The organism is Streptomyces montanus (assembly GCF_005786655.1).
GTDB classification, from domain to species: domain Bacteria; phylum Actinomycetota; class Actinomycetes; order Streptomycetales; family Streptomycetaceae; genus Streptomyces; species Streptomyces sporangiiformans.
Genome location: NZ_VBZC01000019.1, coordinates 51162 through 72907, shown reverse-complemented (window position 1 = coordinate 72907; position 21746 = coordinate 51162). Strand labels below are relative to the sequence as shown.

16 protein-coding genes and 2 pseudogenes are annotated in these 21746 nt (G+C 69.9%); 10 read left to right on the top strand and 8 right to left on the bottom strand.

Features of this window, described 5'->3' with window-relative positions; genetic code table 11:
• Together FE633_RS18940 and FE633_RS18935 are read right to left on the bottom strand one after the other, a co-directional pair.
• Complete coding sequence (locus FE633_RS18940) at positions 1-1338, bottom strand: 6-phospho-beta-glucosidase (protein ID WP_138046349.1); 1338 nt, start codon at positions 1336-1338, stop codon at positions 1-3.
• Between the two features lie 39 nt (positions 1339-1377).
• Positions 1378-2148 carry a DeoR/GlpR family DNA-binding transcription regulator gene (locus FE633_RS18935; RefSeq protein WP_484422048.1) on the bottom strand — a complete coding sequence of 257 codons (771 nt, stop codon included), beginning with the start codon at positions 2146-2148 and terminating at the stop codon, positions 1378-1380.
• A 107-nt stretch (positions 2149-2255) separates the two neighbouring features.
• Here FE633_RS18935 and FE633_RS18930 point away from each other — a divergent pair, with 107 nt between their 5' ends.
• The 4 genes from FE633_RS18930 to FE633_RS18915 all read left to right on the top strand — a co-directional run bounded on the left by FE633_RS18930 (position 2256) and on the right by FE633_RS18915 (position 9862).
• Positions 2256-3281 carry a carbohydrate kinase family protein gene (locus FE633_RS18930; RefSeq protein WP_138046348.1) on the top strand — a complete coding sequence of 342 codons (1026 nt, stop codon included), beginning with the start codon at positions 2256-2258 and terminating at the stop codon, positions 3279-3281.
• Positions 3278-6190 (top strand): glycoside hydrolase family 2 TIM barrel-domain containing protein, encoded by a 2913-nt coding sequence (locus FE633_RS18925; protein ID WP_138046347.1) that lies wholly within the window; start codon positions 3278-3280, stop codon positions 6188-6190. The genes FE633_RS18930 and FE633_RS18925 overlap by 4 nt, the downstream gene beginning before the upstream one ends.
• Positions 6191-6278: 88 nt before the next feature.
• Positions 6279-8123 carry a LamG-like jellyroll fold domain-containing protein gene (locus tag FE633_RS18920; protein ID WP_138046346.1) on the top strand — a complete coding sequence of 615 codons (1845 nt, stop codon included), beginning with the start codon at positions 6279-6281 and terminating at the stop codon, positions 8121-8123.
• A gap of 71 nt (positions 8124-8194) precedes the next feature.
• A complete protein-coding gene (locus tag FE633_RS18915; RefSeq protein ID WP_138046345.1) occupies positions 8195-9862 on the top strand; it encodes a CehA/McbA family metallohydrolase domain-containing protein in 1668 nt (555 codons plus the stop codon).
• A gap of 107 nt (positions 9863-9969) precedes the next feature.
• Here the strand turns inward: FE633_RS18915 and FE633_RS18910 are convergent, their stop codons facing one another.
• The 4 genes from FE633_RS18910 to FE633_RS18895 are packed head-to-tail and all read right to left on the bottom strand — an operon-like array spanning position 9970 to position 13790.
• The gene (locus FE633_RS18910) at positions 9970-10425 is read right to left on the bottom strand and encodes a MaoC family dehydratase (protein WP_119099179.1); all 456 of its coding nucleotides are present in this window, start codon (positions 10423-10425) and stop codon (positions 9970-9972) included.
• Between the two features lie 47 nt (positions 10426-10472).
• Positions 10473-11975, bottom strand: coding sequence for an o-succinylbenzoate--CoA ligase (gene menE / locus FE633_RS18905; protein ID WP_138046344.1), 1503 nt, complete (start codon positions 11973-11975; stop codon positions 10473-10475).
• Positions 11976-11985: 10 nt separating this feature from the next.
• On the bottom strand, positions 11986-12870 hold the full coding sequence (locus FE633_RS18900) for an amidohydrolase family protein (RefSeq protein WP_138046343.1): 885 nt from the start codon (positions 12868-12870) through the stop codon (positions 11986-11988).
• A 2-nt stretch (positions 12871-12872) separates the two neighbouring features.
• On the bottom strand, positions 12873-13790 hold the full coding sequence (locus FE633_RS18895; RefSeq protein WP_138046342.1) for an SDR family NAD(P)-dependent oxidoreductase: 918 nt from the start codon (positions 13788-13790) through the stop codon (positions 12873-12875).
• 264 nt (positions 13791-14054) lie between these two features.
• On the opposite strand from FE633_RS18895, the gene FE633_RS18890 reads away from it, so the two are divergent.
• The 5 genes and pseudogenes from FE633_RS18890 (at position 14055) to FE633_RS18870 (ending at position 18035) form a co-directional block, all read left to right on the top strand.
• Positions 14055-14480, top strand: a complete 426-nt coding sequence (locus tag FE633_RS18890) for a MarR family winged helix-turn-helix transcriptional regulator (RefSeq protein WP_138046418.1) — start codon at positions 14055-14057, stop codon at positions 14478-14480.
• Entirely contained in the window at positions 14480-15259 is a 780-nt protein-coding gene (locus FE633_RS18885) for an IclR family transcriptional regulator (protein WP_138046341.1), read from the top strand. The genes FE633_RS18890 and FE633_RS18885 overlap by 1 nt, the downstream gene beginning before the upstream one ends.
• A 23-nt stretch (positions 15260-15282) precedes the next feature.
• Positions 15283-15869: pseudogene (locus FE633_RS18880) on the top strand (MMPL family transporter); the annotation flags it as partial.
• Positions 15870-16263: 394 nt separating this feature from the next.
• A pseudogene (locus FE633_RS18875) lies at positions 16264-17211 on the top strand (glycoside hydrolase family 16 protein); the annotation flags it as partial.
• A gap of 263 nt (positions 17212-17474) precedes the next feature.
• Positions 17475-18035 (top strand): DoxX family protein, encoded by a 561-nt coding sequence (locus FE633_RS18870; RefSeq protein WP_246113701.1) that lies wholly within the window; start codon positions 17475-17477, stop codon positions 18033-18035.
• A gap of 57 nt (positions 18036-18092) precedes the next feature.
• On the opposite strand, the gene FE633_RS18865 is transcribed toward FE633_RS18870, so the two are convergent.
• Entirely contained in the window at positions 18093-19094 is a 1002-nt protein-coding gene (locus FE633_RS18865) for a hypothetical protein (protein WP_138046340.1), read from the bottom strand.
• Between the two features lie 305 nt (positions 19095-19399).
• Between FE633_RS18865 and FE633_RS18860 the strand changes: the two genes are divergently transcribed.
• Positions 19400-20794, top strand: coding sequence for a glycoside hydrolase family 16 protein (locus FE633_RS18860; protein WP_138046339.1), 1395 nt, complete (start codon positions 19400-19402; stop codon positions 20792-20794).
• A 54-nt stretch (positions 20795-20848) separates the two neighbouring features.
• On the opposite strand, the gene FE633_RS18855 is transcribed toward FE633_RS18860, so the two are convergent.
• A complete protein-coding gene (locus FE633_RS18855) occupies positions 20849-21736 on the bottom strand; it encodes a helix-turn-helix domain-containing protein (protein ID WP_138046338.1) in 888 nt (295 codons plus the stop codon).
• Positions 21737-21746 lie beyond the last annotated feature (10 nt).

Genomic DNA, 21746 nt, shown 5'->3' with positions numbered 1-21746 from the left:
TTACGTCAGGTACGCGAGGCCGGGGTGCGCCCCGGTGTAGCCCTCGACGAGGCGGCGGGCGACGTTCACGGAGTCGACCAGCGGGTGCAGGGCGAAGGCCTTCACGGCGGTCGTCCGGGAGCCCGACTCGGCCGCGGCGAGCACCTCGCGCTCGACCGCCTTGACCGCGCACACCAGGCCGGTCGCATGGTCCGGGAGCGGATCGACGGCGACGGGGTGTGCTCCGTTGGCGTCGACGAGGCACGGCACCTCGATGACGGCGTCCGCGTCGAGTACGGACAGGGTGCCCTGATTGCGGACGTTGAGGATCAGCGTGGTGCGCTCGTCGCGGGCGATGGCCCGCATCAGGGCGAGTGCCACCTTCTCGTAGCCGCCGGAGAGGTCGTCGGCCTCGCGCTCGCCGGCTCCCGCCGCGGCGCGGCTCTCGGACATGTACGTGGCCTCGCGCTCGGCCCGGGTGTTGTCCCAGGTCGCGAGCGCGGCCGCGTCGGGACGCTTCATCGCCTCGTAGAAACGCTCCTGCTGGTCGCGCAGGAAGGCGCCGCGGGTCTTCTCGGCCTCCTGGTAGGCGCGTACGGCTTCCCGGTTGAAGTAGTAGTAGTGCAGATACTCGTTCGGGATCGCGCCCAGGGACCGGAGCCACTCGGCGCCGAAGAGCTTGCCCTCCTCGAAGGAGCCGAGCAGATCGGGGTCGGCGAGCAGTCGCGGCAGCTCGTCGCGTCCGGCGACACGCAGGCCGCGGACCCAGCCGAGGTGGTTCAGGCCGACGTAGTCGATCCAGGCCTCGCGCGGGTTGGCGCCGAGGATACGGGCGATACGGCGGCCGAGGCCGACCGGCGAGTCACAGATGCCGATCACGCGGTGGCCGAGGTGGCGGGACATGGCCTCGGTGACCAGGCCGGCCGGGTTGGTGAAGTTGATCAACCAGGCATCGGGGGCGAGCCGGGCGACCCGGCGCGCGATGTCGACGGCGACGGGCACCGTGCGCAGGCCGTACGCGATGCCGCCCGCGCCGACCGTCTCCTGGCCCAGCACACCCTCGGCGAGCGCGATCCGCTCGTCGGCGGCCCGTCCTTCGAGGCCGCCCACGCGGATCGCGGAGAAGATGAAGTCGGCGCCGCGCAGCGCTTCGTCGAGATCGGTGGTGGCGGTCACGGCGGGCGCGCCCGGGACACCGGCCGCCTGCTCGCTGAGGACGCGGGCGACGGCCGAGAGCCGCCCCGCGTCCAGGTCGTGCAGCACGACGTCGGTGACGCGACCCTCGGCGCGGTCCCCGAGGAGCGCCCCGTACACGAGTGGCACCCGGAATCCGCCGCCACCCAGAATCGTCAGCTTCACGCCACAGCCCTTTCCACGTTCATGTCCGCACCACGCGGTTCATGTCTGCACCACGCGCACGCCAGCCTCCTCCAGGGCGGCACGGGTTCCGGCGTCCGCCGACCCGTTGGTCACCACCACGTCCAGCTCCTCGGGCCCGCAGACCTTCGCCATCCCCGTCCCCGGGAACTTGGCGCGGTCCGCGAGCAGCACGACCCGGTCGGCCGCCGCGATCATGGCGCGCTTCACCGGCACCTCGACGACCGTCGTGTCCATCACCTGCCCGCCGGGCCGCACTCCACTGGTGCCCAGAAAGAGCCAGTCCGCATGCAGCTGGCGCAGGTTGTCCTCGGTGAGGAAGCCGACCAGGGAGCGGTACTCGCGGCGGACCATGCCGCCGAGCAGCACCAGCTCTATGCCCTCGTCGTCCGCGAGCTCCTCGTAGACCACCAGGTTGCTGGTGATCACGGTGATCCGGCGGCCGTGCAGCTGCCGGGCCAGGCGGTAGGCGGTGGTGCCGATGTCGAGCAGCACGGACTGGCCGTCCTCGATCATCGCCGCGGCCCGCTCGGCGATGGCGTCCTTCTCGGGGACGCGCATCTCGGCCACCTCGGCGAAGGGCTGGTCGCCCTCCTCGGCGACCGCCCCGCCGTGCACCCGAGTGAGCAGGCCCTCTTCCTCCAGTTTCACCAGGTCACGGCGTACGGTGGCGGGACTGACGCCCAGCTGCTCCGAAAGATCGGTCACGGCCGCGGGGCCGCCGGAGCGCAGGGCCCGCAGGATGAGTTGATGTCTTCGCTCTGCCAGCACACGACGAACACTACTCGTCATCTCCAATCAATTCCATGCTCAGTTCTGCTCGACTCTTGCCAAATAGGCGGGATGCGCGCACGATCCTGTGCACCGAAATTGAAGACTTTTGACGAGAGGATGTGCTCGTGGGTGACGAACGGCCCGATGTCCTGCTGACCGGGCTGCTCTTCTACGACCTCGTCCTGACCGGTCTGGGCAAACCGCCGACTCCCGGCGAGGAGATCTGGACCGAAGGTATGGGCGCCGGCCCGGGCGGGATCGCGAACCTGGCCGTGGCGGCGGCCCGGTATGGCCTCAAAACCTCCCTGGCCACGGTCTTCGGGGACGACTACTACGGCGCCCACCTCCGTGACGTCCTCGCGAACCAGGAGCACATCGACCTCTCGCTCTCCCGTACCGCGGACGGCTGGCACACCCCGGTCACCGTCGCGCTCGCCTACGGCCACGACCGGGCCCTGGTCACCCACGGCCAGGAACCGCCCCTGACGCAGGACGCGCTGATGGGCGACCCGCCCGAAGCGCGCACCGCCCTCGTACACATCGAGGCCGAGCCCCGCGCATGGCTGGCCAAGGCGGCGGCGAACGGCACGCTGATCTACGCCGACGTGGGCTGGGACCCCACCCAGCAGTGGTCCTCGGACCTCCTCGACCAGCTGTCCCTGTGCCACGCCTTCCTCCCCAACGAGACCGAGGCGACCGCCTACACCCGCACCGACACCGCGGCCGCCGCGCTCGCCAAGCTCTCCGACCTGGTGCCGGTGGCCGTGGTCACGCGCGGCCCCGACGGTGCGGTCGCCGTCGACCAGACGACGGGCGAGCACGCCGATGTGCCCGCCCTCGACCTCGACGTCCTCGACGCGACGGGAGCCGGAGACGTCTTCGGCGCGAGTTTCGTCGCGGCCTCGCTCGGCGGCTGGCCGCTCGAGGAACGGCTGCGCTTCGCGGTCCTGGCCGCCGGGCTCTCCGTACGACGGCACGGCGGGGCCCTCGCCGCGCCCGGCTGGTACGGCATCCACCAGTGGTGGCACGCCCTCGACGATCCCGGGCTGCGGCGCACGTACGGCTTCCTCGCCGACCGCCTGCCGACGGACCCGGGCCCACAGCCCCGCCCCGCCCCCGTCACGCCACCCGCTGGAGCCGTCCGCTCATGAGACGCGATCCCCTGCTCGCCCTGCGGCCCTGGGAGGCACCCGAGGTGACCTCCTGGAGGCGGCTGCCGATGAACGCCGTGGACCACCGGGACGGCGCGCTGTCGCTGGACGGCTCCTGGCACTTCCAGCTGGTGCCCGCTCCGGGCGCCTCCTCGGGCGAGTGGACACGGATCGAGGTCCCCGGCGCCTGGACCACGCAGGGCGTGGGCGACCTGCCGCAGTACACCAACTTCCGTATGCCGTGGGACGACTTCCCGCCCTCCTCGCCCGCCAAGAACCCGACGGGCGTGTACGAGCGTTCCGTGGACATACCCGCCGACTGGGCCGGCCGCCGGATCGTACTCCAGGTGGGCGCCGCCGAGAGCGTGCTGCTCGTCCACGTGAACGGCACGCCGGTCGGCATCTCCAAGGACTCCCACCTCGCGGCCGAGTTCGACCTCTCCGCCGTCGTACGCCCCGGGGATCCCGCCACCGTCCGGCTCACCGTCATCAAGTGGTCGGACGCCTCGCACATCGAGGACCAGGACCAGTGGTGGCACGGCGGGATCACCCGCTCGGTGCTGCTGTACGCGACCGATCCGCTGCATCTCGCCGACGTGACCGTACGAGCGCGGCAGAACGGGAAGCTACGGGTCGACTGCCAGGTGCGGAACACGGCGGGCGCGCTGCCCGAGGGCTGGTACGCCACCGGGGCGCTGGACGGCCGGCTGCTCGCCCAGGACGCCGAGTTCGACCGCCTGAACGCCGAGGACCTGCGCGTGTCCGACTTCCTCGGCGAGGTCCGGCTGTCGACAACCGTGCGCGACGTGCGCCCGTGGACCGCCGAGACCCCCGAGCTGTACGAGCTGACCGTACGGCTGCACCGCGCCGACGGTTCGGTCGCCGACACCTCGTCCCACCGGGTCGGCTTCCGGGACGTGGACATACGCGGCCGGGACCTGCTCGTCAACGGCGCGCGTGTCTTCATCCGGGGCGTGAACCGGCACGACTTCCACCCGCTGACCGGACGCACGGTCTCGGCGGACGACATGCGCGCGGACCTGGTCGTCCTGAAGCGCTTCGGCTTCAACGCGATCCGCACGGCGCACTACCCGAACGACCCCACCCTCCTCGACCTCGCCGACGAACTGGGCTTCTACGTCGTCGACGAGGCGAACATCGAGTCGCACGACCACGCCCACGAGATCGCCGACGACCCCCGGTATCTGGGGGCCTTCGTGGACCGGGTCTCGCGCATGGTGCTGCGGGACAAGAACCACCCGTCCGTCGTCATCTGGTCGCTGGGCAACGAGTCGGACTACGGCGCGAACCACGACGCGGCGGCGGGCTGGGTCCGTCGCCACGACCCCACCCGTCCCCTGCAGTACGAGGGCGCGGCCAAGCTGGACTGGGCGGATCCGTCGCCGGCCTCCGACATCGTCTGCCCGATGTACGCGCCGATCGAGGAATGCGTCGTGCACGCCCTGTCCGGAGAGCAGACCAAGCCGCTCATCCAGTGCGAGTACTCGCACGCCATGGGCAACAGCAACGGGACACTGGCCGACCACTGGGCGGCCATCGAGTCCATCCCAGGACTTCAGGGCGGCTTCATCTGGGAGTTCTGGGACCACGGCATTCTCCAGCGGGTGAGCGATGGAAGACCGGTCGGGCGCGCGGGCGCCGGGCTGTACGACAACGGCGTAGCCGCGCCCGGCCACCGCTGGGCGTACGGCGGCGACTTCGGGGACAGCCCGAACGACGGGGTGTTCTGCGCGGACGGGATGGTGTTCCCGGACCGGACGCCGAAACCGGCGATGTACGAACACCGGGAGATCGCGGCACCGGTGCGGCTGCGGTACCGCCAAGGGGTGTTCCTGGTCCAGAACCGGCAGCACTTCCGGGGGCTGGACTGGCTCGCCGCCGAGTGGATTCTCGTGCGGGCGGACGGCACGACGCGCACCGCGACAGCCGCACTGCCCGACGTACCGCCGGGCGGGTCGGAGACGATTCCGATGCCGTTCCCGCTTCCCGAGGGCGAGGCCTGGCTGACGCTGCGGGTGACGACGGCCGACGACGAACCGTGGGCGCCGCGCGGCACCGAGGTGTGTCTGCCGCAGGTACGGCTGAGTACGGGAAACACCCGCTTGCCCGAGCCGGTGGCCGGTCCGCCCGTGGAGGTGGACGAAGACGGGCTGCTGCTCCACCCGCTCCTCGCCTCGCCCCCTGTCCTCTCGCTGTGGCGCGCCCCCACCGACAACGACGAACTCGGCGGCATCGCGGCCCGCTGGCGCGACTGGGGACTCGACGCGCTGGTCCGCAAGGTCGTGGATGTCCAGCGCGAGGCTTCCCGGGTGACCGTGGTCGCCGAGTACGCGACGGGTGCCGGGACCGTCCACCACGAGCAGGTGATCACGCCGATCGCCGGGGGCCTGCGGATCGAGGAGACGGCCGAGCTGCCGGAGGAGCTGGACGACGCGGCGCGGGTCGGCACGGTCTTCGAGACGGTCGCCGGGCTCGATGTCCTGGACTGGTACGGGCAGGGCCCCTGGGAGTCGTACCCGGACCGGAGCGCGGGTCCGCCCGTCGGGCACCACTCCCTCCCGGTGAACGAGCTGTTCACGCCGTATCTCCGGCCGCAGGAGAGCGGCGGGCGGCACGGAGTGCGCTGGTTCACGCTGTCGGCGCCGGACGCCACGGGACTGACCGTGCAACTCGGGGCGCCGAGCCAGGTCTCGGTCACCCGGTACCGCGCCGAGGACCTGGCCGCCGCCACCCACCACGACGAGCTGGTGCCACGGCCCGGCTGCGTCGTGCACCTGGACGCCGCGCACCGCGGCCTGGGCACCGCCTCCTGCGGGCCCGACACCTCGCCTCAGTACCTAGTCGCGCCGGGCACCCACCGCTGGTCCTGGACCCTGCGCGTGCTCTGACCCCGGTAACGCATCCCTATCCAGGCACCCCCCTCCTCAGCACCCCCCTTGGCACCCCCTTCTACGCATCCCCCTTTACGGAGCAGAAGTGTGCAATTTGCATGAGCACGACCAGGCCGAGGCCGAGCAGGCGGGCGCCGGCAGACGGAACTTCCTGCGGGCGACCGCGCTGATCGGCGCGGCCGCGGCAACGATGACGCTGCCGACTGCCACGGCGCAGGCGGCACCGGAGTCGAGGACATGGAGCCCCGACCCCGACAGCCACCGCTTCACGCTCGTCGTGATGCCCGACACGCAGTACCTCTTCGACGGGCCGAGCATCAACCCCGCGCCGATCGAGGCGTCGCTGCGCTACATCCTGGAGCAGGGGGAGGACGAGAACATCGCCTTCCTCTCCCACCTGGGAGACCTCACCGAGAACGGCGCGCAGGCCGAAATGGCCGCGGCGGGCAAGGCGTTCGAGCTGCTCGATCAGCAAGGTGTGGGGTACAGCGTGCTCGCGGGCAACCACGACGTCCGGTCGTCCACCGACGATCAGCGGGGCCCGACCCCGTATCTGGAGACCTTCGGCCCGCAGCGGTTCAAGAGCAAGCCGACCTTCGGCGGTGCCTCGCCCGACGGCTACAACACCTTCCACCTCTTCAAGGCGGGCGGCCGGCAGTGGCTCGTCCTCGCTCTGGACTGGCGACTGTCGGCGCAGGGGTACGCATGGGCCAAGGACGTCATCGCGCGGCACCCGAAGACACCGGTCATCCTCACCACCCATGAACTGGTCTACGAGGACGACACGCTCTCGGCTTACGGCCAGCAACTCTGGGACCAGCTGATCGAGGAGCACGACCAGATCTTCCTCACCCTCAACGGGCACAACTGGCCGGCCGGACGTGCCGTCCGCAAGAACGCGGCCGGGAACGACGTCCACCTGCACCTGACGAACTATCAGAACCGCTACTACGGCGGCGCGGCGATGATCCGCCTCTACCGCTTCGACCTCGACCGCGACACCATCGACGTCGAGACGATCTCCCCGTGGATCCTGGGCCGGGCTGCCGACGGGCTCAACGAACTGGAGCGGCAGGAGATCGAGCTGACCGGTCCCGAGGACCGTTTCTCGGTCGCCATCGACTTCGAGAAGCGCTTCTCCGGCTTCGCCCCGATATCTCCGCGGGCGCCTCGGCCCGCCTCCGAGATGCTGGTCCCGGGGACGGTCGCGTACTGGCGTTTCGACGGGCACAAGGACGGCGCGGCCGTGGACGGCACGGTCCGTGACCTGTCGGGGCGCGGCAACGACCTGACCGTGGTCAGGGTCCAGAACGGCTCCCTCACGTGGTCGTCGGCACACCACCCCGACCAGCCGGGCCATGGCAGCCTCTCCTTCCACGGCACCAAGTCGCCGCTGCGGGGCGCCTATCTGCGGACGGCCGAGAACGCGCCGCTCAACTCGGCGACCTTCCGCGCTGGTTACACCTTCGAGGCCTTCTACCAGCTGCCCGACGACTGGGATCCGTCCCGCAACGCCTGGTCCGGGCTGATCAGCCGGACCGGTACGGGCGGGGCCGCGGGCAAGACGGAAAGCGACCCGGACGAGCCGCTCGCCACCCTGTCGCTGTCCGACGGCCCCGGCCCGCAGTGGGCGGTGCGACCGCTCAACCAGGAGGGCATCGCCACCAACTGGGGTGATGAGACGGCCCGGGAGCTGTGGTGGCACGTAGCCGTCGTCAATGACGGCTCGCACACGACGATGTACGTCCAGGGCTGCCCCGTCGCCCGCAACCCCACCGCGGTCTCCATCGGACTCACCTCGCTCGGTCTGCCGTGGCTGCTCGGCGGCTACGAGTACGCCGGGAAGATCGACCAGATCCTGCACGGGCGGCTCGGCGACGTCCGGATCGTCGAGCGGGCACTGCCGGTCTCGGCGTTCATGAACCACTGAGAACCCCTCAAAAGCCCCACCACCCCCCCATGCTCGATGCGTGTCCGACTCCTTGAGAAAGAGATCACCCCATGTCCGAGCAACAGCTGCCCAGTTGGGCGGATCCTTCCGTCTCCCCCGCCGCCCTCGATCCGCAGGGCCTCTCCAGACGTCAGCTCATTCGCCGTGCGGGCCTGTTCGGCGCCGCGTTCGCGGTCGGTTCCCTCGCGACTCCCGCGGCCGCGCAGACCACCGTGCTCGGCGGCGAGGACCCAAGGCTCGCCTACCTCGTCGGCGACCACCACGTCCACAGCGTCTACAGCCACGACGCCAAGTACCGATTCGACCAGCTCGCCCAGGCCGGCGCCCAGTACGGCCTGGACTGGATGGTGTTCAACGAGCACTCCAACTTCGGACACGCGTACATCGGCGCGCAGATGGAGCACGAGCAGATCCTCAAGGCACGCGCCGCCAACCCGCGCCAGCTGATCTTCCAGGGCCTGGAGTGGTACATCCCGGGCGCCGAGCACTGCACGGTCTTCGCCGCGCCGGGTCCGCACGAGGTCGACATCCTCACGCAGTTCGAGCTCGCCTACGACGGCAAGCTGCTGGGCTACGCGGCGGGCGGTCCCACCCACCCCGACACTCCCCGCAACGAGGCGCACGCCGTCAAGGCCATCCAGTGGCTCGCCGAACAGCGCCGCAGCGGCTTCATCGACGACGTGCTCGTCCTCGCCAACCACCCGCTGCGTCTGGGCATCGACTCACCCCACGAGATACGGAACTGGCGGGACGCGGCTCCCGAGATCATGATCGGCGTGGAGGGTGCGCCCGGCGCCCAGGGCGGCGGCATCCCCGGCTGGCGCGGTCCGACCTCGATCCGCGGTGAGTACGAGAACAAGCCTTCGGAGAACTCCTGGCCCGGCTACCCGGTGGAGGCGTACGTCACGTACGGCGGCTTCGACTGGATGACGGCCACCGTCGGAGGCCTGTGGGACGCCATGCTCGCCGAGGGCAAGCTGTTCACGATCACCACCAACTCCGATGTGCACCGGGTGGTGTTCGACACCTGGAAGAACGGCGACTGGCTGCCCGGCCAGAACTTCGACAACACCGGCCGGCTGCCCGACCCGGTGAACACGACCGAACCACAGCCTGGCGGCGACTTCTGGCCCGGCCAGTTCAGCCGCACCCACGTGGGCGTGAACCGCTACGGCTACCGCGCGGTGATGGCGGGACTGCGCGCGGGCCGGGTCTGGCTCGACCACGGGCATCTGCTGGACGGTCTCGAGGTACGGCTGAAGCGGGACAGCGACGGCGGCAGGGGCGTCACGCTGGGCGGCCGGCTGCGGGTGCGCCCCGGGGAGAAACTGACCCTGAGCGTGACCGTGACCACCGCCTCGCGGCCCAACCCGCACGGCATCCTGCCCGAGCTCGCCCATGTCGACGTGATCCGCGGCGCGGTGCGCGGTCCGGCAGCCGACCGCGACGAGTGGCGCGCGCCCGACACGAAGGTCGTGCACACGACGGACGTGTCCGGCCGCGAGGGAACGTACACCCTGCGCATCCCGCTGGTCGCGGGCGACGAGTCCTTCTACGTGCGGCTGCGCGGCAGCGACGGCAACCGCAACGGAGCGGGGTACCTCGGCGCCTCGGTCGACCCGCACGGTCCGATTCCCCACGAGCCCGGCAACGGCGACCCGTGGGTGGACACATGGTTCTACTCGAACCCGGTGTTCGTGAACGTTGAGGGCGCCTGAGTGCCCTTTTTAGTCCGCGGGGGCCGAGCGGCCCCTTCAGGGGCGCGGGGAAACTGCGCGACCAGCCACAGCCGGCCCGCAGCTTCGACCGCGCCCCAGCGGAGCGATCAGGCGTAGAACCGCGACAAGCTCTGCAGCACAGCCGCAGGCTTGGCACCACCCTCGACCTCGATCGTGCCGTCCACCGTGATCTGCACACCACCCGGCACGTCCTCGACCTCCGCCAGCTTCCCCACCAGCCGGATCCTCGACCCGACCTTCACCGGCGAGGGGAACCGCACCTTGTTCAGGCCGTAGTTGACCTTCGTGGTGACGCCCTGGACGTCCAGCAGCTCTGTGAACAGCGGAATGAACAGCGAGAGAGTCAGGTACCCGTGCGCGATGGGCGCCCCGAAGGGGCCCTCGGCCGCCTTCTCGGGGTCGACGTGGATCCACTGGTGGTCACCCGTGGCGTCGGCGAACGTATTGATGCGCTCCTGCGTGACGTCGATCCACTCACTGGTGCCGAGGTCGCTCCCGGCGAGCTTCTTGAGTTCGTCGATGCCGTTCACGGTGATGCTCATATAGCGTTCCTTCAACTGAGACTGAGTATGAGTGAGTTGACGGAGAGTCAGCGACTTCCGTAGCGCTTGCGCACCCGAGACTTCAGGAGCTTGCCGGAGGCGGTACGCGGCAGTTCGTCCGCGAGCACCACCGACTTCGGGATCTTGTACTTGGCCAGGCGTCCGGCCAGGGACGCGAGGATCTCGTCGGGGTCGAGCGCCACGTCCTCGCGGGGCACGACGACCGCGCGCGGTACTTCGCCCCACTTCTCGTCGGGCACGCCGATCACCGCGCACTCGATGATGTCCGGGTGGGCGAGGAGCTGGTCCTCGATCTCGGCGGGATAGATGTTCTCGCCACCGGAGATGATCATGTCCTTGATGCGGTCGACGATGTAGACGTAACCGTCCTCGTCGACCCGCGCGGCGTCCCCGCTGCGGAACCACCCGTCGCTGAACGTGGCGGCCGTCTCGTCGGGCAGCCCCCAGTAGCCGGGCATGACGTGCGGTCCGCGTACGACGACCTCGCCGGTCTCGCCGACTTCGACCGGCGCCAGGTCGGGCCGTACGACGCGTACGTCGCTGAAGAAGTGCGGCACACCCGCCGAGCCCGCCTTGGTGACCGCGTGTTCGGCGTCGAGGAAGAGCGTGCCGGGCGCGGCCTCGGTCATGCCGTAGCCCTGGAGGAATGTGAGCCCGCGTTCCTGGAACTTGGCGATGAGCGGGGTCGGCACCGGGGAGCCGCCGCAGCTCAGCATGCGCAGCGAGGACAGGTCGGCGCCGGCCCAGCGCTCGTGCCGCGCGACCTGCTCGAACATCGTCGGTACGCCGAACATGAAGGTGATCCGGTGCCGTTCGATCAGATCGAACGTGGCGGCCGGGTCGAAGGCCTCGACCAGGACGCAGGTGCCGCCCTTGAGCAGCACGGGCAGGGTGAGCATGTTCAGCCCGGCCGTGTGGAACAGGGGGGCGGAGACCAGGGCACGTTCGTCGGTGATCAGGTCCTGGTCGACGAGGACGTTGAACGCGTTCCAGGTCAGGTTTCCGTGGGTGAGCATCGCGCCCTTGGGGCGGCCCGTCGTCCCCGAGGTGTACATGATGATGCAGGTGTCGTCGGCGGTGACGGGTTCGTCGATCGGCTCGGCGGACGCCTCGGCGATCAACTCGTCGTACTCGGCCCCGACTTCGACGTACGAGCGCACGTCGGTGCTGCCCGGCAGACCGGCGACGATTCCGGACAGCGAGGGCGCGTAGACGAGTGCCCTGGCCCCCGAGTCCGCGAGCTGGTAGGCGATCTCGGGCCCGGCGAGACGGGTGTTGAGGGGGACGAAGACCGCGCCGAGCGTGCCCGCCGCGAACAGTGTCTCCAGGTACGAGGGGTGGTTCGGGCCGAGGTAGGCGACCCGGTCACCGCGTCGCACACCACCCGCGCGCAGGGCGTGGGCGAGGCGCGTGGTGCGCTCGTACAGCTCGGCGTACGAGACTTCGGTGTCATGGTGGATCAGGGCGGTGCGGTGGGGCGTCTTGCGGGCCCGGCGCGCGGGCCACGATCCCAGTCCCTCATTGCGCATCGGTGGCCTCTTACTCCGTCGTCAGTCCGAGCAGCCGAGCCGCGTTCTCCTTGAGGATCTTCGGCTTGACCTCGTCCTTGATGGTGAGCTTCTCGAAGTCGGCGAGCCAGCGGTCCGGGGTGAGGACCGGGTAGTCGGAGCCGAACAGCACCTTGTCCTTGAGCAGCGTGTTCGCGTACTGCACGAGCTGCGGCGGGAAGTACTTCGGCGACCAGCCGGACAGATCGATGTGGACGCCGGGCTTGTGGGTGGCGACCGCGAGGGCCTCGTCCTGCCAGGGGAAGGAGGGGTGCGCCAGGATGATCTTCAGATGCGGGAAATCCGCAGCGACGTCGTCCACGTGCAGGGGGTTCGAGTACTTCAGCCGGATTCCGCCGCCGCCCGGGACGCCGGCTCCGATTCCGGTCTGGCCGGTGTGGAAGAGGGCGATGGTGCCGGTCTCCTCGATCACCTCGTACAGGTCGTACGCGATCGAGCGGTCGTTGGGGAAGAAGCCCTGGATGCTGGGGTGGAACTTGAAGCCCTTGACCCCGTACTCCTCGACCAGGCGGCGGGCCTGCCTGACGCCGGCCTTGCCGCGGAAGGGGTCGATGGAGGCGAAGGGGATGAGCACGTCCGGGTTGGCGGCCGCGGCCTCGGCGACCTCCTCGTTCGGGACGGGCTCGGTGCCGGTCGCCGACTCGGCGTCCACGGTGAAGATGACGGCGGCCATCTTCCGCTCGCGGTAGTACGCGGCCGTCTCCTCCAGGGTCGGCTTGCGCTTCCCCTCGACCTTGAAATAGGCGCTGGAGGCGTCGTGGAGGTCGTCGTCCAGGGACGAGTGGCCCTTGGAGGAGACCTCGGCATGCGTGTGGACGTCGATCGCGACGAGTTCCTCGACGTTGAGGGTCGTCATGGTTACGCCTCCGGGAACTTCGGCGCGGGGATGCCCACGGTCTGCGGCTCGGCGCCCAGCGAGGTGGGCCAGGCCTCGGCGAGGGCATCGGGCGACCAGCCACCGTCAGCGTACGCCGCCTTGATCTCCTGCGGATGGGACCAGAGGGTCACCTTGTCGCCGCCGATGCCGATGGCCTGGCCGGTCACGCCGCGGGCGGCCTCGGACGCCAGGAACGGGATCAGCGCGGCGCAGTCCTCGGGGGTGCCGAAGCCCTCGCCCTTGCGCAGGAAGTCCGGCAGCGGCTCGCCCTGGCGCATCGCCTCGATGTAGGGGGCGAAGGCCGGGATGGTCTCGGTCATCGCGGTGGCCGCCACGGGCACGATCGCGTTGACGGTGATGCCCGCGCGGCCCAGCTCCATCGACCACGTACGGGCCATGGCGGCGATGCCGGCCTTCGCGGCGGCGTAGTTCGTCTGGCCGAAGTTGCCGCGCTGCCCCGCCGGGGAGCCCACCAGGATGATGCTGCCGCCCTCGCCCTGCTCGCGCAGGCGTACGGCGGCGGCGCGGGCGCAGGTGAAGGTGCCCTTCAGGTGGGTGGTGATCACCGCGTCGAAGTCGTCGTCGGACATCTTCCACAGGACCTTGTCGCGCAGGATGCCCGCGTTGGTGACCAGGATGTCGAGGCGCCCGAACTCTTCCACCGCACGAGTGACCAGGCGGTCCGCGGCCTCGGACGTACCGACCGCGACCACCTCGGCGACGGCCTTGCCGCCGGCCTCGGTGATGGACTTGACGGCCTGCTCGGCCACGGCTTCGTCGATGTCGTTGACGACCACGGAGGCGCCTACGGCAGCCAGGGCGTGCGCGTAGGCCAGGCCGAGGCCACGGCCACTGCCGGTGACGACGGCGACCTTGCCGGTGAGATCGATGCTGGGCACGAGGGGGTCCCTTCGAGAAGGAGCTGCGGCTACGAGATCGAAGCTAAGGACAATAATTGTCGACGTCAATAGTTGTTGGTCGCTCAGTTGTGCGTCATGCTGTCTCCCGTACGCAGGACCCGCCGCAGTACGCAGGACCGCACCACGCAGGACCCCCAGCAGTACGCAGGACCGCCCCGCCCCGGGGCCTCGACCAGGGAGCCCGTCATCACCGGCCAGCAGCACGCAACGAACCCCGACGCCATCGACGCGCAGGAGCCGTGGATGCGCGGGCTGCACGCGGACACCGGCTACCTGCTGTACCGGATCGGTCTGCGCTCGGGGCAGCTGTTCAACGCGTTCCTCCAGGAGTCGGGGCTGCGGCTGCGTCACTACGCGCTGCTGCGCTTCCTGGCCACCACCGAGGGCGCGCTGCAGCGGGAGCTGAGCACCCGGCTCGGGTACGACCCGAGCGCGATCGTCGGCCTGGTCGACGACCTGGAGAAGCTCGGCTTCGCCGCCCGTCGCCCGTCGCCCGACGACCGCCGCAGCCGGATCGTCGTCCTCACCGAGGACGGCCGGGCATTCCTGCGTGACACCGACGAGGCGGGGCTGCGCGCGACAAGCACCCTGCTCCGCCCCCTCGACGCCACCGAGCGGGACACGCTGCACAAGCTCCTGCAACGGATCGCCGAGACCGAACTCAGCTGATGACCGCACGCTCGGCGCCCGACCGCCTCCTCTCCGTGCTCGCCGCCTTCGATCACGACCACCCGGCGCTCTCCCTCACGGACATCAGCCGCCGGGCCGGGCTCTCCCTCACCACCGCCCATCGTCTTGTGAGCGCGCTCAGCCAATGGGGCGCCCTGGAACGCGACGAGTCCGGGGTGTACCACGTGGGGCTGCGCCTGTGGGAGGTCGCCGCGCTCGCCCCGCGCGGCCTGGCCCTGCGGCAGATCGCGCTGCCGTATCTGGAGGATCTGTACGAGGCCACGCACGAGAACGTGCAGCTGGCGGTGCGCGACGGCTCCGAGGTCGTCTACATCGAGTGGATCTCCGGGCGCTCCGCGGTCGGCGTACGGATCCAGGTGGGCGCGCGCTGGCCGCTGCACGCGACCGGGGTGGGGCTCGCGCTGCTCGCGCACAGCGACGTCGCTTCGCAGGACGCGTACTGCGCGCAGCCGCTCGCCCGGTTCACTCCGCACACCATCACGGACCCGGTGACCCTGCGCCGCGCCCTCGCCGAAGTCCGGCGCTCGGGCGTGGCGGTGAGCAGCCGTCAGGTCACCGAGGACGCGCTGTCGGTGGCCGCTCCGGTCAGAGGAGCGGACGGCTCGGTCGTGGCGGCCGTCTCCGTGGTGGTGCCCCAACGCGACGCCCAGACCCCGGCGTTGATCCCGGCGGTGCGGCTCGCGGCGCGCGGCATCTCCCGGGCACTCGGCTGGCAGCCGGAGCCGGACAAGCCGCCGGGCGGGCTGACGGGCGAGTGACGGGATACTGACCTGTCAGACGGATAGCCACTGTGCCCGACCCGTACACCACGCGCGGCCTCACCTCGGAGGACGGGCAGGCCCTGGTCATCCCCGTTACGCTGAAGGGCGCTGCTTATCGCGGTCAGCGGAGTCGCGGGCGCGTTCCTGGCGCCGTTCGGGGTCAGCCAGTTCACCGACATCTCCATGTTCGCGATCCAGGTCACGACGATGCTCGGACTCGGACTCGCCGTGGACTACGCGCTGTTGATGGTGGTTCGCCTCCGCGAGGAGCGCAGGACCACCGACAACGTCGTGGAGGCCATGCACCGCACGGTCGCGCGCGCCGGACGCACAGTGCTGTTCTCGGGTCGTCGACATGCTGGCCGCGCTCACGCTGCTGCCCGCGCTGCTCGCCCGGTTCGCCCCGACGCGCAGCAAACCGGTAGGCGGCAAGGCGGCAACCGATCTGGTCCAGCGTGTACGGGACGTACGCGGGGACGAGCCCGAGGTCACCGGTGTGGCGGCCCGACTGGTCGACTTCCGCACGATGCTCGGCGACCGCGCGCCCTGGGCCGCCCTCACCGTGCTCGCCGGCATCTTCACACTGCTCTTCGCCTTCACCGGCTCGCCTGGTGGGCCCCGAAGGGGCTGCGTCAAGCACACGACCGCTTCGGCCTCCACGAGGAGGCTGCACCCGCTGAGCCCCAACTGACAGCCCTGTCCTGATCCCGGCCGGCGGCGCGCCATCCCAGGCATGCACCCAGCGAAAGCGTGAACACTTTCCCGGAAAGTGTTCACGCTTTTCGCAGCTGGTGTCCCGGCAGAGGGTGATGGGCCAACAGCGTCCCCTCGGACAGGGCCTTCGCGATCGTTCACCGCGTGAACTCCCCTTCCCCGCAAGCACTTTCTCGGCTTTATCTCTTGACGACTGGCGCCACAGAGAGCACATTGTCCGGCGCAGCTGAATTGAGAGCGCTCTCAGCGCACCCGCACCTCCCCCCACCCTCACTGAAGAGGCACCCATGAGCGGAACTCACAGCAAACGCAAACCTCGTCGGCGTGTGCTCATCGCCGTCCTGAGCACACTGGGCCTGGCCGCGGGCGCCGCCGCGGCCGTCACCCTGCCCGCCAACGCGTCGCCGCCCCCTCCCCCGACGGGCTGGACAGAAGTGTTCGTCGACGACTTCAACGGCTCCGCGGGCTCCGGCGTCGACACCGGCCACTGGCAGTACGCGACGGGCACCGGCTACCCGGGCGGGCCCGCCAACTGGGGCACGGGCGAGATCGAGACGATGACCGACAGCACGGACAACGTCGCCCTCGACGGCAACGGAAACCTGCGCATCACGCCACGCCGCGACACCTCCGGGAACTGGACCTCGGGCCGCATCGAAACCAACCGCACCGACTTCGAGCCGCCCGCCGGAGGCAAGCTGCGCGTCGAGGGCCGGATCCAGGTGCCGAACGTCACCGGCGCCGCCGCCAAGGGCTACTGGCCCGCGTTCTGGATGCTGGGCGAGCCCTACCGCGGCAACTATCAGAACTGGCCGAGCGTCGGCGAGTTGGACATCATGGAGAACACCCAGGGCCAGAACACGGTGTTTGCCACGATGCACTGCGGCACCGCCCCGGGCGGCCCTTGCAACGAGAACACCGGCATCGGCGGATCCGCCCCGTGTCCCGGCACGGCATGCACGGCCGGATTCCACACGTACGCCGTGGAGTGGGACAGGTCGACCGGCACGGAAGAGATCCGCTTCTACGTCGACGACTCCAACTTCCATACGGTGCGGGAGAACCAGGTCGACGCGACGACTTGGGCCAACGCCACCGACCACGGCTTCTTCATCATCCTGAACGTCGCGATGGGCGGCGCCTTCCCGAACGCGCACGGCGGCGGCCCGGACAGCGGCACGGAACCCGGCCACCCGCTCGTGGTCGACTACGTCCAGGTTCTCCAGGCGGCCGGCTAGGTGATCGATTCCAAGGGATGAGCCGAGTGCATGGGACGAGGGTGTCCATCAGTCCAACGTCGGTGTGTGGAGAAAGAGTTGGACACCCTCGCGACCCCCTCGCCACCGACCCGGGCCTGGTTACCCCTTGGATTCGATCACTTAGGACGCACGTAATTTCCCCGCACAGTTCGCACCATGCTCGCCTTGAGCCGCGGACGAAGGGGAAGGATCACCTCCGCACATACCCCGAACGCACTTGCGGAGAGGCAGGTGGACGGATGTCCCTGGCGGAGCGGATGGGCGGCGAGGGCGGCGGCCCCAAGGCCATCGACGGCTTCGGCGATGCCCGGGTCGGTGGGGGGAACAGGACCTCGGCCGGGCGTCACGCGCTGCTGCCGCTACGGCTCTTCCTCGGCATCACCTTCGTCTACGCCGGTTTGGACAAGCTCACCGACTCCGCTTTCCTCGCCGGCAGCGGTGACGGCTCGCTCGCCTCGCTGCTGGAGAGCGTGCACCAGACGGCGGCCGTGCCCTGGCTCATCGACCTCGCGCTGAAGAGCCCGGAGGGTTTCGGCTATGCCATCGCGGCGGGCGAGATCGCCGTGGGAGCGGGGACGTTGCTGGGCCTGTGGCCCCGGCTGGCCGCATTCGGCGGGGGGCTGATCTCGCTCACCTTCTGGCTGACGGTCAGCTGGGAGACCGAGCACTACTACTACAGCAATGACCTTGCCTATCTGATGTCCTGGCTGCCGCTGCTGCTGTCGGGGGCGCCGACGTACTCGCTGGAATCGTTGCTGGCGGTGCGGCGACGGCGGAGGGGCCAGCAGATATTCGGCTAGAGAACTTGTCCGGAATGGGGGCCTTCGTCGTGACTGGCCTCGTGGTGGGAGTCGTGGCTAGAACGAGCAGCCCTGCTCCAGGTAGTGGCGCGTGACGGCCTCCGTCGGGAGATGCGCGCGGAACTCGTAGCACCACATGGCTCCGACAGTCTCCACCCGGGCGACCGCGGTCACCTCGGTGGGCGAGCGCTCCACACTTTCCAGCCGGTCAACCGAGGCGTCGATCGTCTCGCCGCCCATCCCGTCGGGCTTCGGGAGGGCCAGGGCCAACTGCATCTCGGCATCGGTCAACCGTCCGTCGGCCATCGCGTCCTCCATCTGTCGTTCGATCTTCTCGGCGCCCGCTTCGAGTTCGGCCCGGCGGGCGTTTCCCGCCTGGGCGTCGCGCTCGCGCTGGAAGCGGTAACAGCCGTCCGGCTTCAGCTGCTTGGCGGTGACGGAGAACGTGGTCACCCGGAACTCATAGCAGTCCTTGCCCCCAGGTCCGGTGCCGCCATCCAGCCACGCAAGCGTGGTCAGCCGGCCGCTCGCGGTCTCGGTGTCCTGGATCCTGATGCCCGAGGTCTTCCACACCTGCGCGGTGCCCGCGCCCTCGACCCCGCCACGGGCCACCGCGGCCCGCAGTTCCACGATCACGTCGTCGGCGACCTCCGTCGGCTTCCGGTACGGCCAGGGCGAACGGTCGAGGCAGGACCGCGCGGGCACTTCGCGTACGGAGACGGAAGGCGAACCGGCAGAGGGGACGGCCTCGAACCGGTAGCACCCGTCGGCGTCCCCGCTGCCGACGAACCCGGCACCCACGAAAGCCGACAGCCGCACGGTGACCGTGACGGTCCGGGCCTGACGCCGGACCTCGGGGTGCGGCTTCGCGTACCCCACCACCGCCCGGTCGATTTCGGTACCGAGCAGGACGCCATCGGCGGCCGCCCGCGCCAGGGCGGCCCGCGTCCGGTCCACGCTCTCTTTCAGATCGTCCCGCGCCTGGTTGCCGTAACGCCAGCCGCTCGTCCCGATCCACGCCATCACGCCAACGACCACCACCAGGGAGAGCACCAGCATGGTCAGGCAACCATTGATCAGACATCCCCCGCGTCTCGCCACTCCGGCAGACTCCCCCAGCCGCCGACCCCGGGCACACCCCTTGTCCGATACGTGATGGAACAGACCCCGGACCATGGTCGAACCGGACCGTGGTCGAACGGGGCGTCCCTCCTTCACAGTGTGAACTCCCCATTCCTCGGGGGGCTTTCGCTGCTTTACCTCTTGACGACCGGAGTACCGAAGAGCACATTGGCCGCGCAGCTGTGATGAGAGCGCTCTCACAAACACCCGCGCACCTCCATCCCGTACCCGAAGAGGCACCCATGAGGGAAACTTCCGGCACACAAGTCAGACGCGGTAGACACGGTCCGTTTCGGCGTACGCTCATCGCCCTCGCCAGCGTCCTGAGCCTGGCGGCGGCCGGGGCGCCGGCCGCCCAGGCGGACGCGCCCGCGCCGCCGGCCGGCTGGACCCAGGTCTTCGTCGACGACTTCAACGGCGCCGCGGGCACCGGCGTCAACACCTCGAACTGGCAGTACGCGACCGGCACCGGCTATCCCGGCGGCCCCGCCAACTGGGGTACCGGCGAAGTCGAGACGATGACCTCCAGTACCAACAACGTGGCGCTGGACGGCTCCGGGAACCTCCGGATCACCCCGCGGCGCGACGCCTCCGGCAACTGGACGTCAGGCCGCATCGAAACCAACCGCACCGACTTCCAGCCGCCCGCCGGAGGCAAACTGCGTGTCCAGTCCCGGATCCAGATGCCGAACGTGACGGGCGCCGCCGCCCGGGGCTACTGGCCGGCCTTCTGGATGCTGGGCGCGCCCTACCGCGGCAACTACCAGAACTGGCCGAGCGTCGGCGAACTGGACATCCTGGAGAACGTCCAGGGCGTCAACACCGTGTGGGCCACCATGCACTGCGGCACCAACCCGGGAGGTCCCTGTAACGAGACGACCGGCCTCGGCGGCTCCACATCCTGCCCCGGCACGACCTGTCAGGCGGGCTTCCACACGTACAGCATGGAGTGGGACCGGTCGACGAGCCCTGAGGAGATCCGCTTCTACGTCGACGGCACCAACTACCACACCGTACGAGCGAACCAGGTCGACGCGACGACCTGGGCCAACGCCACCAACCACGGCTTCTTCATCATCCTGAACGTGGCGATGGGCGGCGCCTTCCCTGCCGCGTACGGCGGTGGCCCGGACAGCGCCACAGTGCCCGGCCACCCGCTCGTCGTCGACTACGTCCAGGTGCTGCAGGCCGGCGGGGGCGGCACCACACCTCCCCCGACCGGCAACCGTGACGCGTACAGCGCGATCCAGGCCGAGTCGCACGACGGCCAGAGCGGCGTGAGCACGGAGACGACCACCGACTCCGGCGGCGGCCAGAACATCGGCTCCCTCGCAGGCGGCGACTGGGCCCTCTACAAGGGCGTCAACTTCGGCTCTACACCCGCCAAGCAGTTCTACGCCCGCGTCGCCAGCGGTGCCCCCTCCGGCGTCAGCGGCCTGGTCGAGGTCCGCCTGGACAGCCGCACCAGCGCCCCGATCGGCAGTTTCTCGCTGGCCAACACCGGAGGCTGGCAGAGCTGGAAGACGGTCCCGGCGAACATCCGCGACGTCACCGGAACACACGACGTCTACCTGACCTTCACCAGCGGCCAGCCGGCGGAATTCGTGAACGTGAACTGGTTCAACTTCGGCCGCTGACCGAGGAGTTCGACCAAGCCCAGCGAGAGGGGCGGGCCGGCCGGCTCGCCCCTCTCAATGCAACTCCGCCCGGAACGCCGCCGGGGTCGAGTCGGTGTGCTGGTGGAAGAACTTGGAGAAGTTCGCGGCGTCGGGGAAGCCGACGGCCGCGCCGACGCGTCCGATGGCCATGTCCGTGTGGGCGAGCAGACGCTTGGCCTCCAGGACGACCCGCTTGTCGATGAAGCCCTTCGGCGTCTCGCCCGTCGCGGCGCGCACCGCGCGGACCAGGGTGCGGCGGGAGTAGCCGAGGGCATCGGCGTACGCGCTGACGCTGTGATTGGTGGCGAAGCCGTTCTCGACCGCCTCCCGGAAACGCGTGAAGGTGGTGTCGGCCTGGTCGAGCGCAGGCCGCGCGGAGCGCGCCGCGAGGTCGGCCAGCCGGAGCAGGAACGCGGTCAGGGAGTGCTGCAGCACCGCGGTGTGCACGCCCGGCGGCAGCGTCGTCGTGTCGACGTACTCGCGTTCCAGCTGTGCCAACGAGTGGTGGAGCGCGGTCAGCTCGTCCGGTTCCGGTCGCAGCAGCGGTGGCAGGTCGTAGCGGTAGAGGCCCGTGGCCTCCACGGTCGCGCGCGGGAGGAAGCCCGGCTGCATGGTCAGCACCGTCCCGCGATACCCGGCCGTCCGGGAGAAGCGGTGGACCTGGCCGGGGCGGATCCACAGCAGGTCGCCGGCCGAGACCTCGTACGCGGCGAAGTCGATCATATGGGTCACCGGGCCGCCACTGAACAGCATCACGACGTGGAAGTCGATGCGGTGCACGCGTTCCAGGGGCGCGTCCGCGTGCCAGGTGTGGCCGGGGCCCATCGGGCCGACCTGCATACCGACGCCGGAGAGGCTCTGGTCGACGGGAAAGGGGAAGGTCTTGATCCCGTCCCCGTCTTGCATGGATCTGTCTGCCATGTCCCTCTCG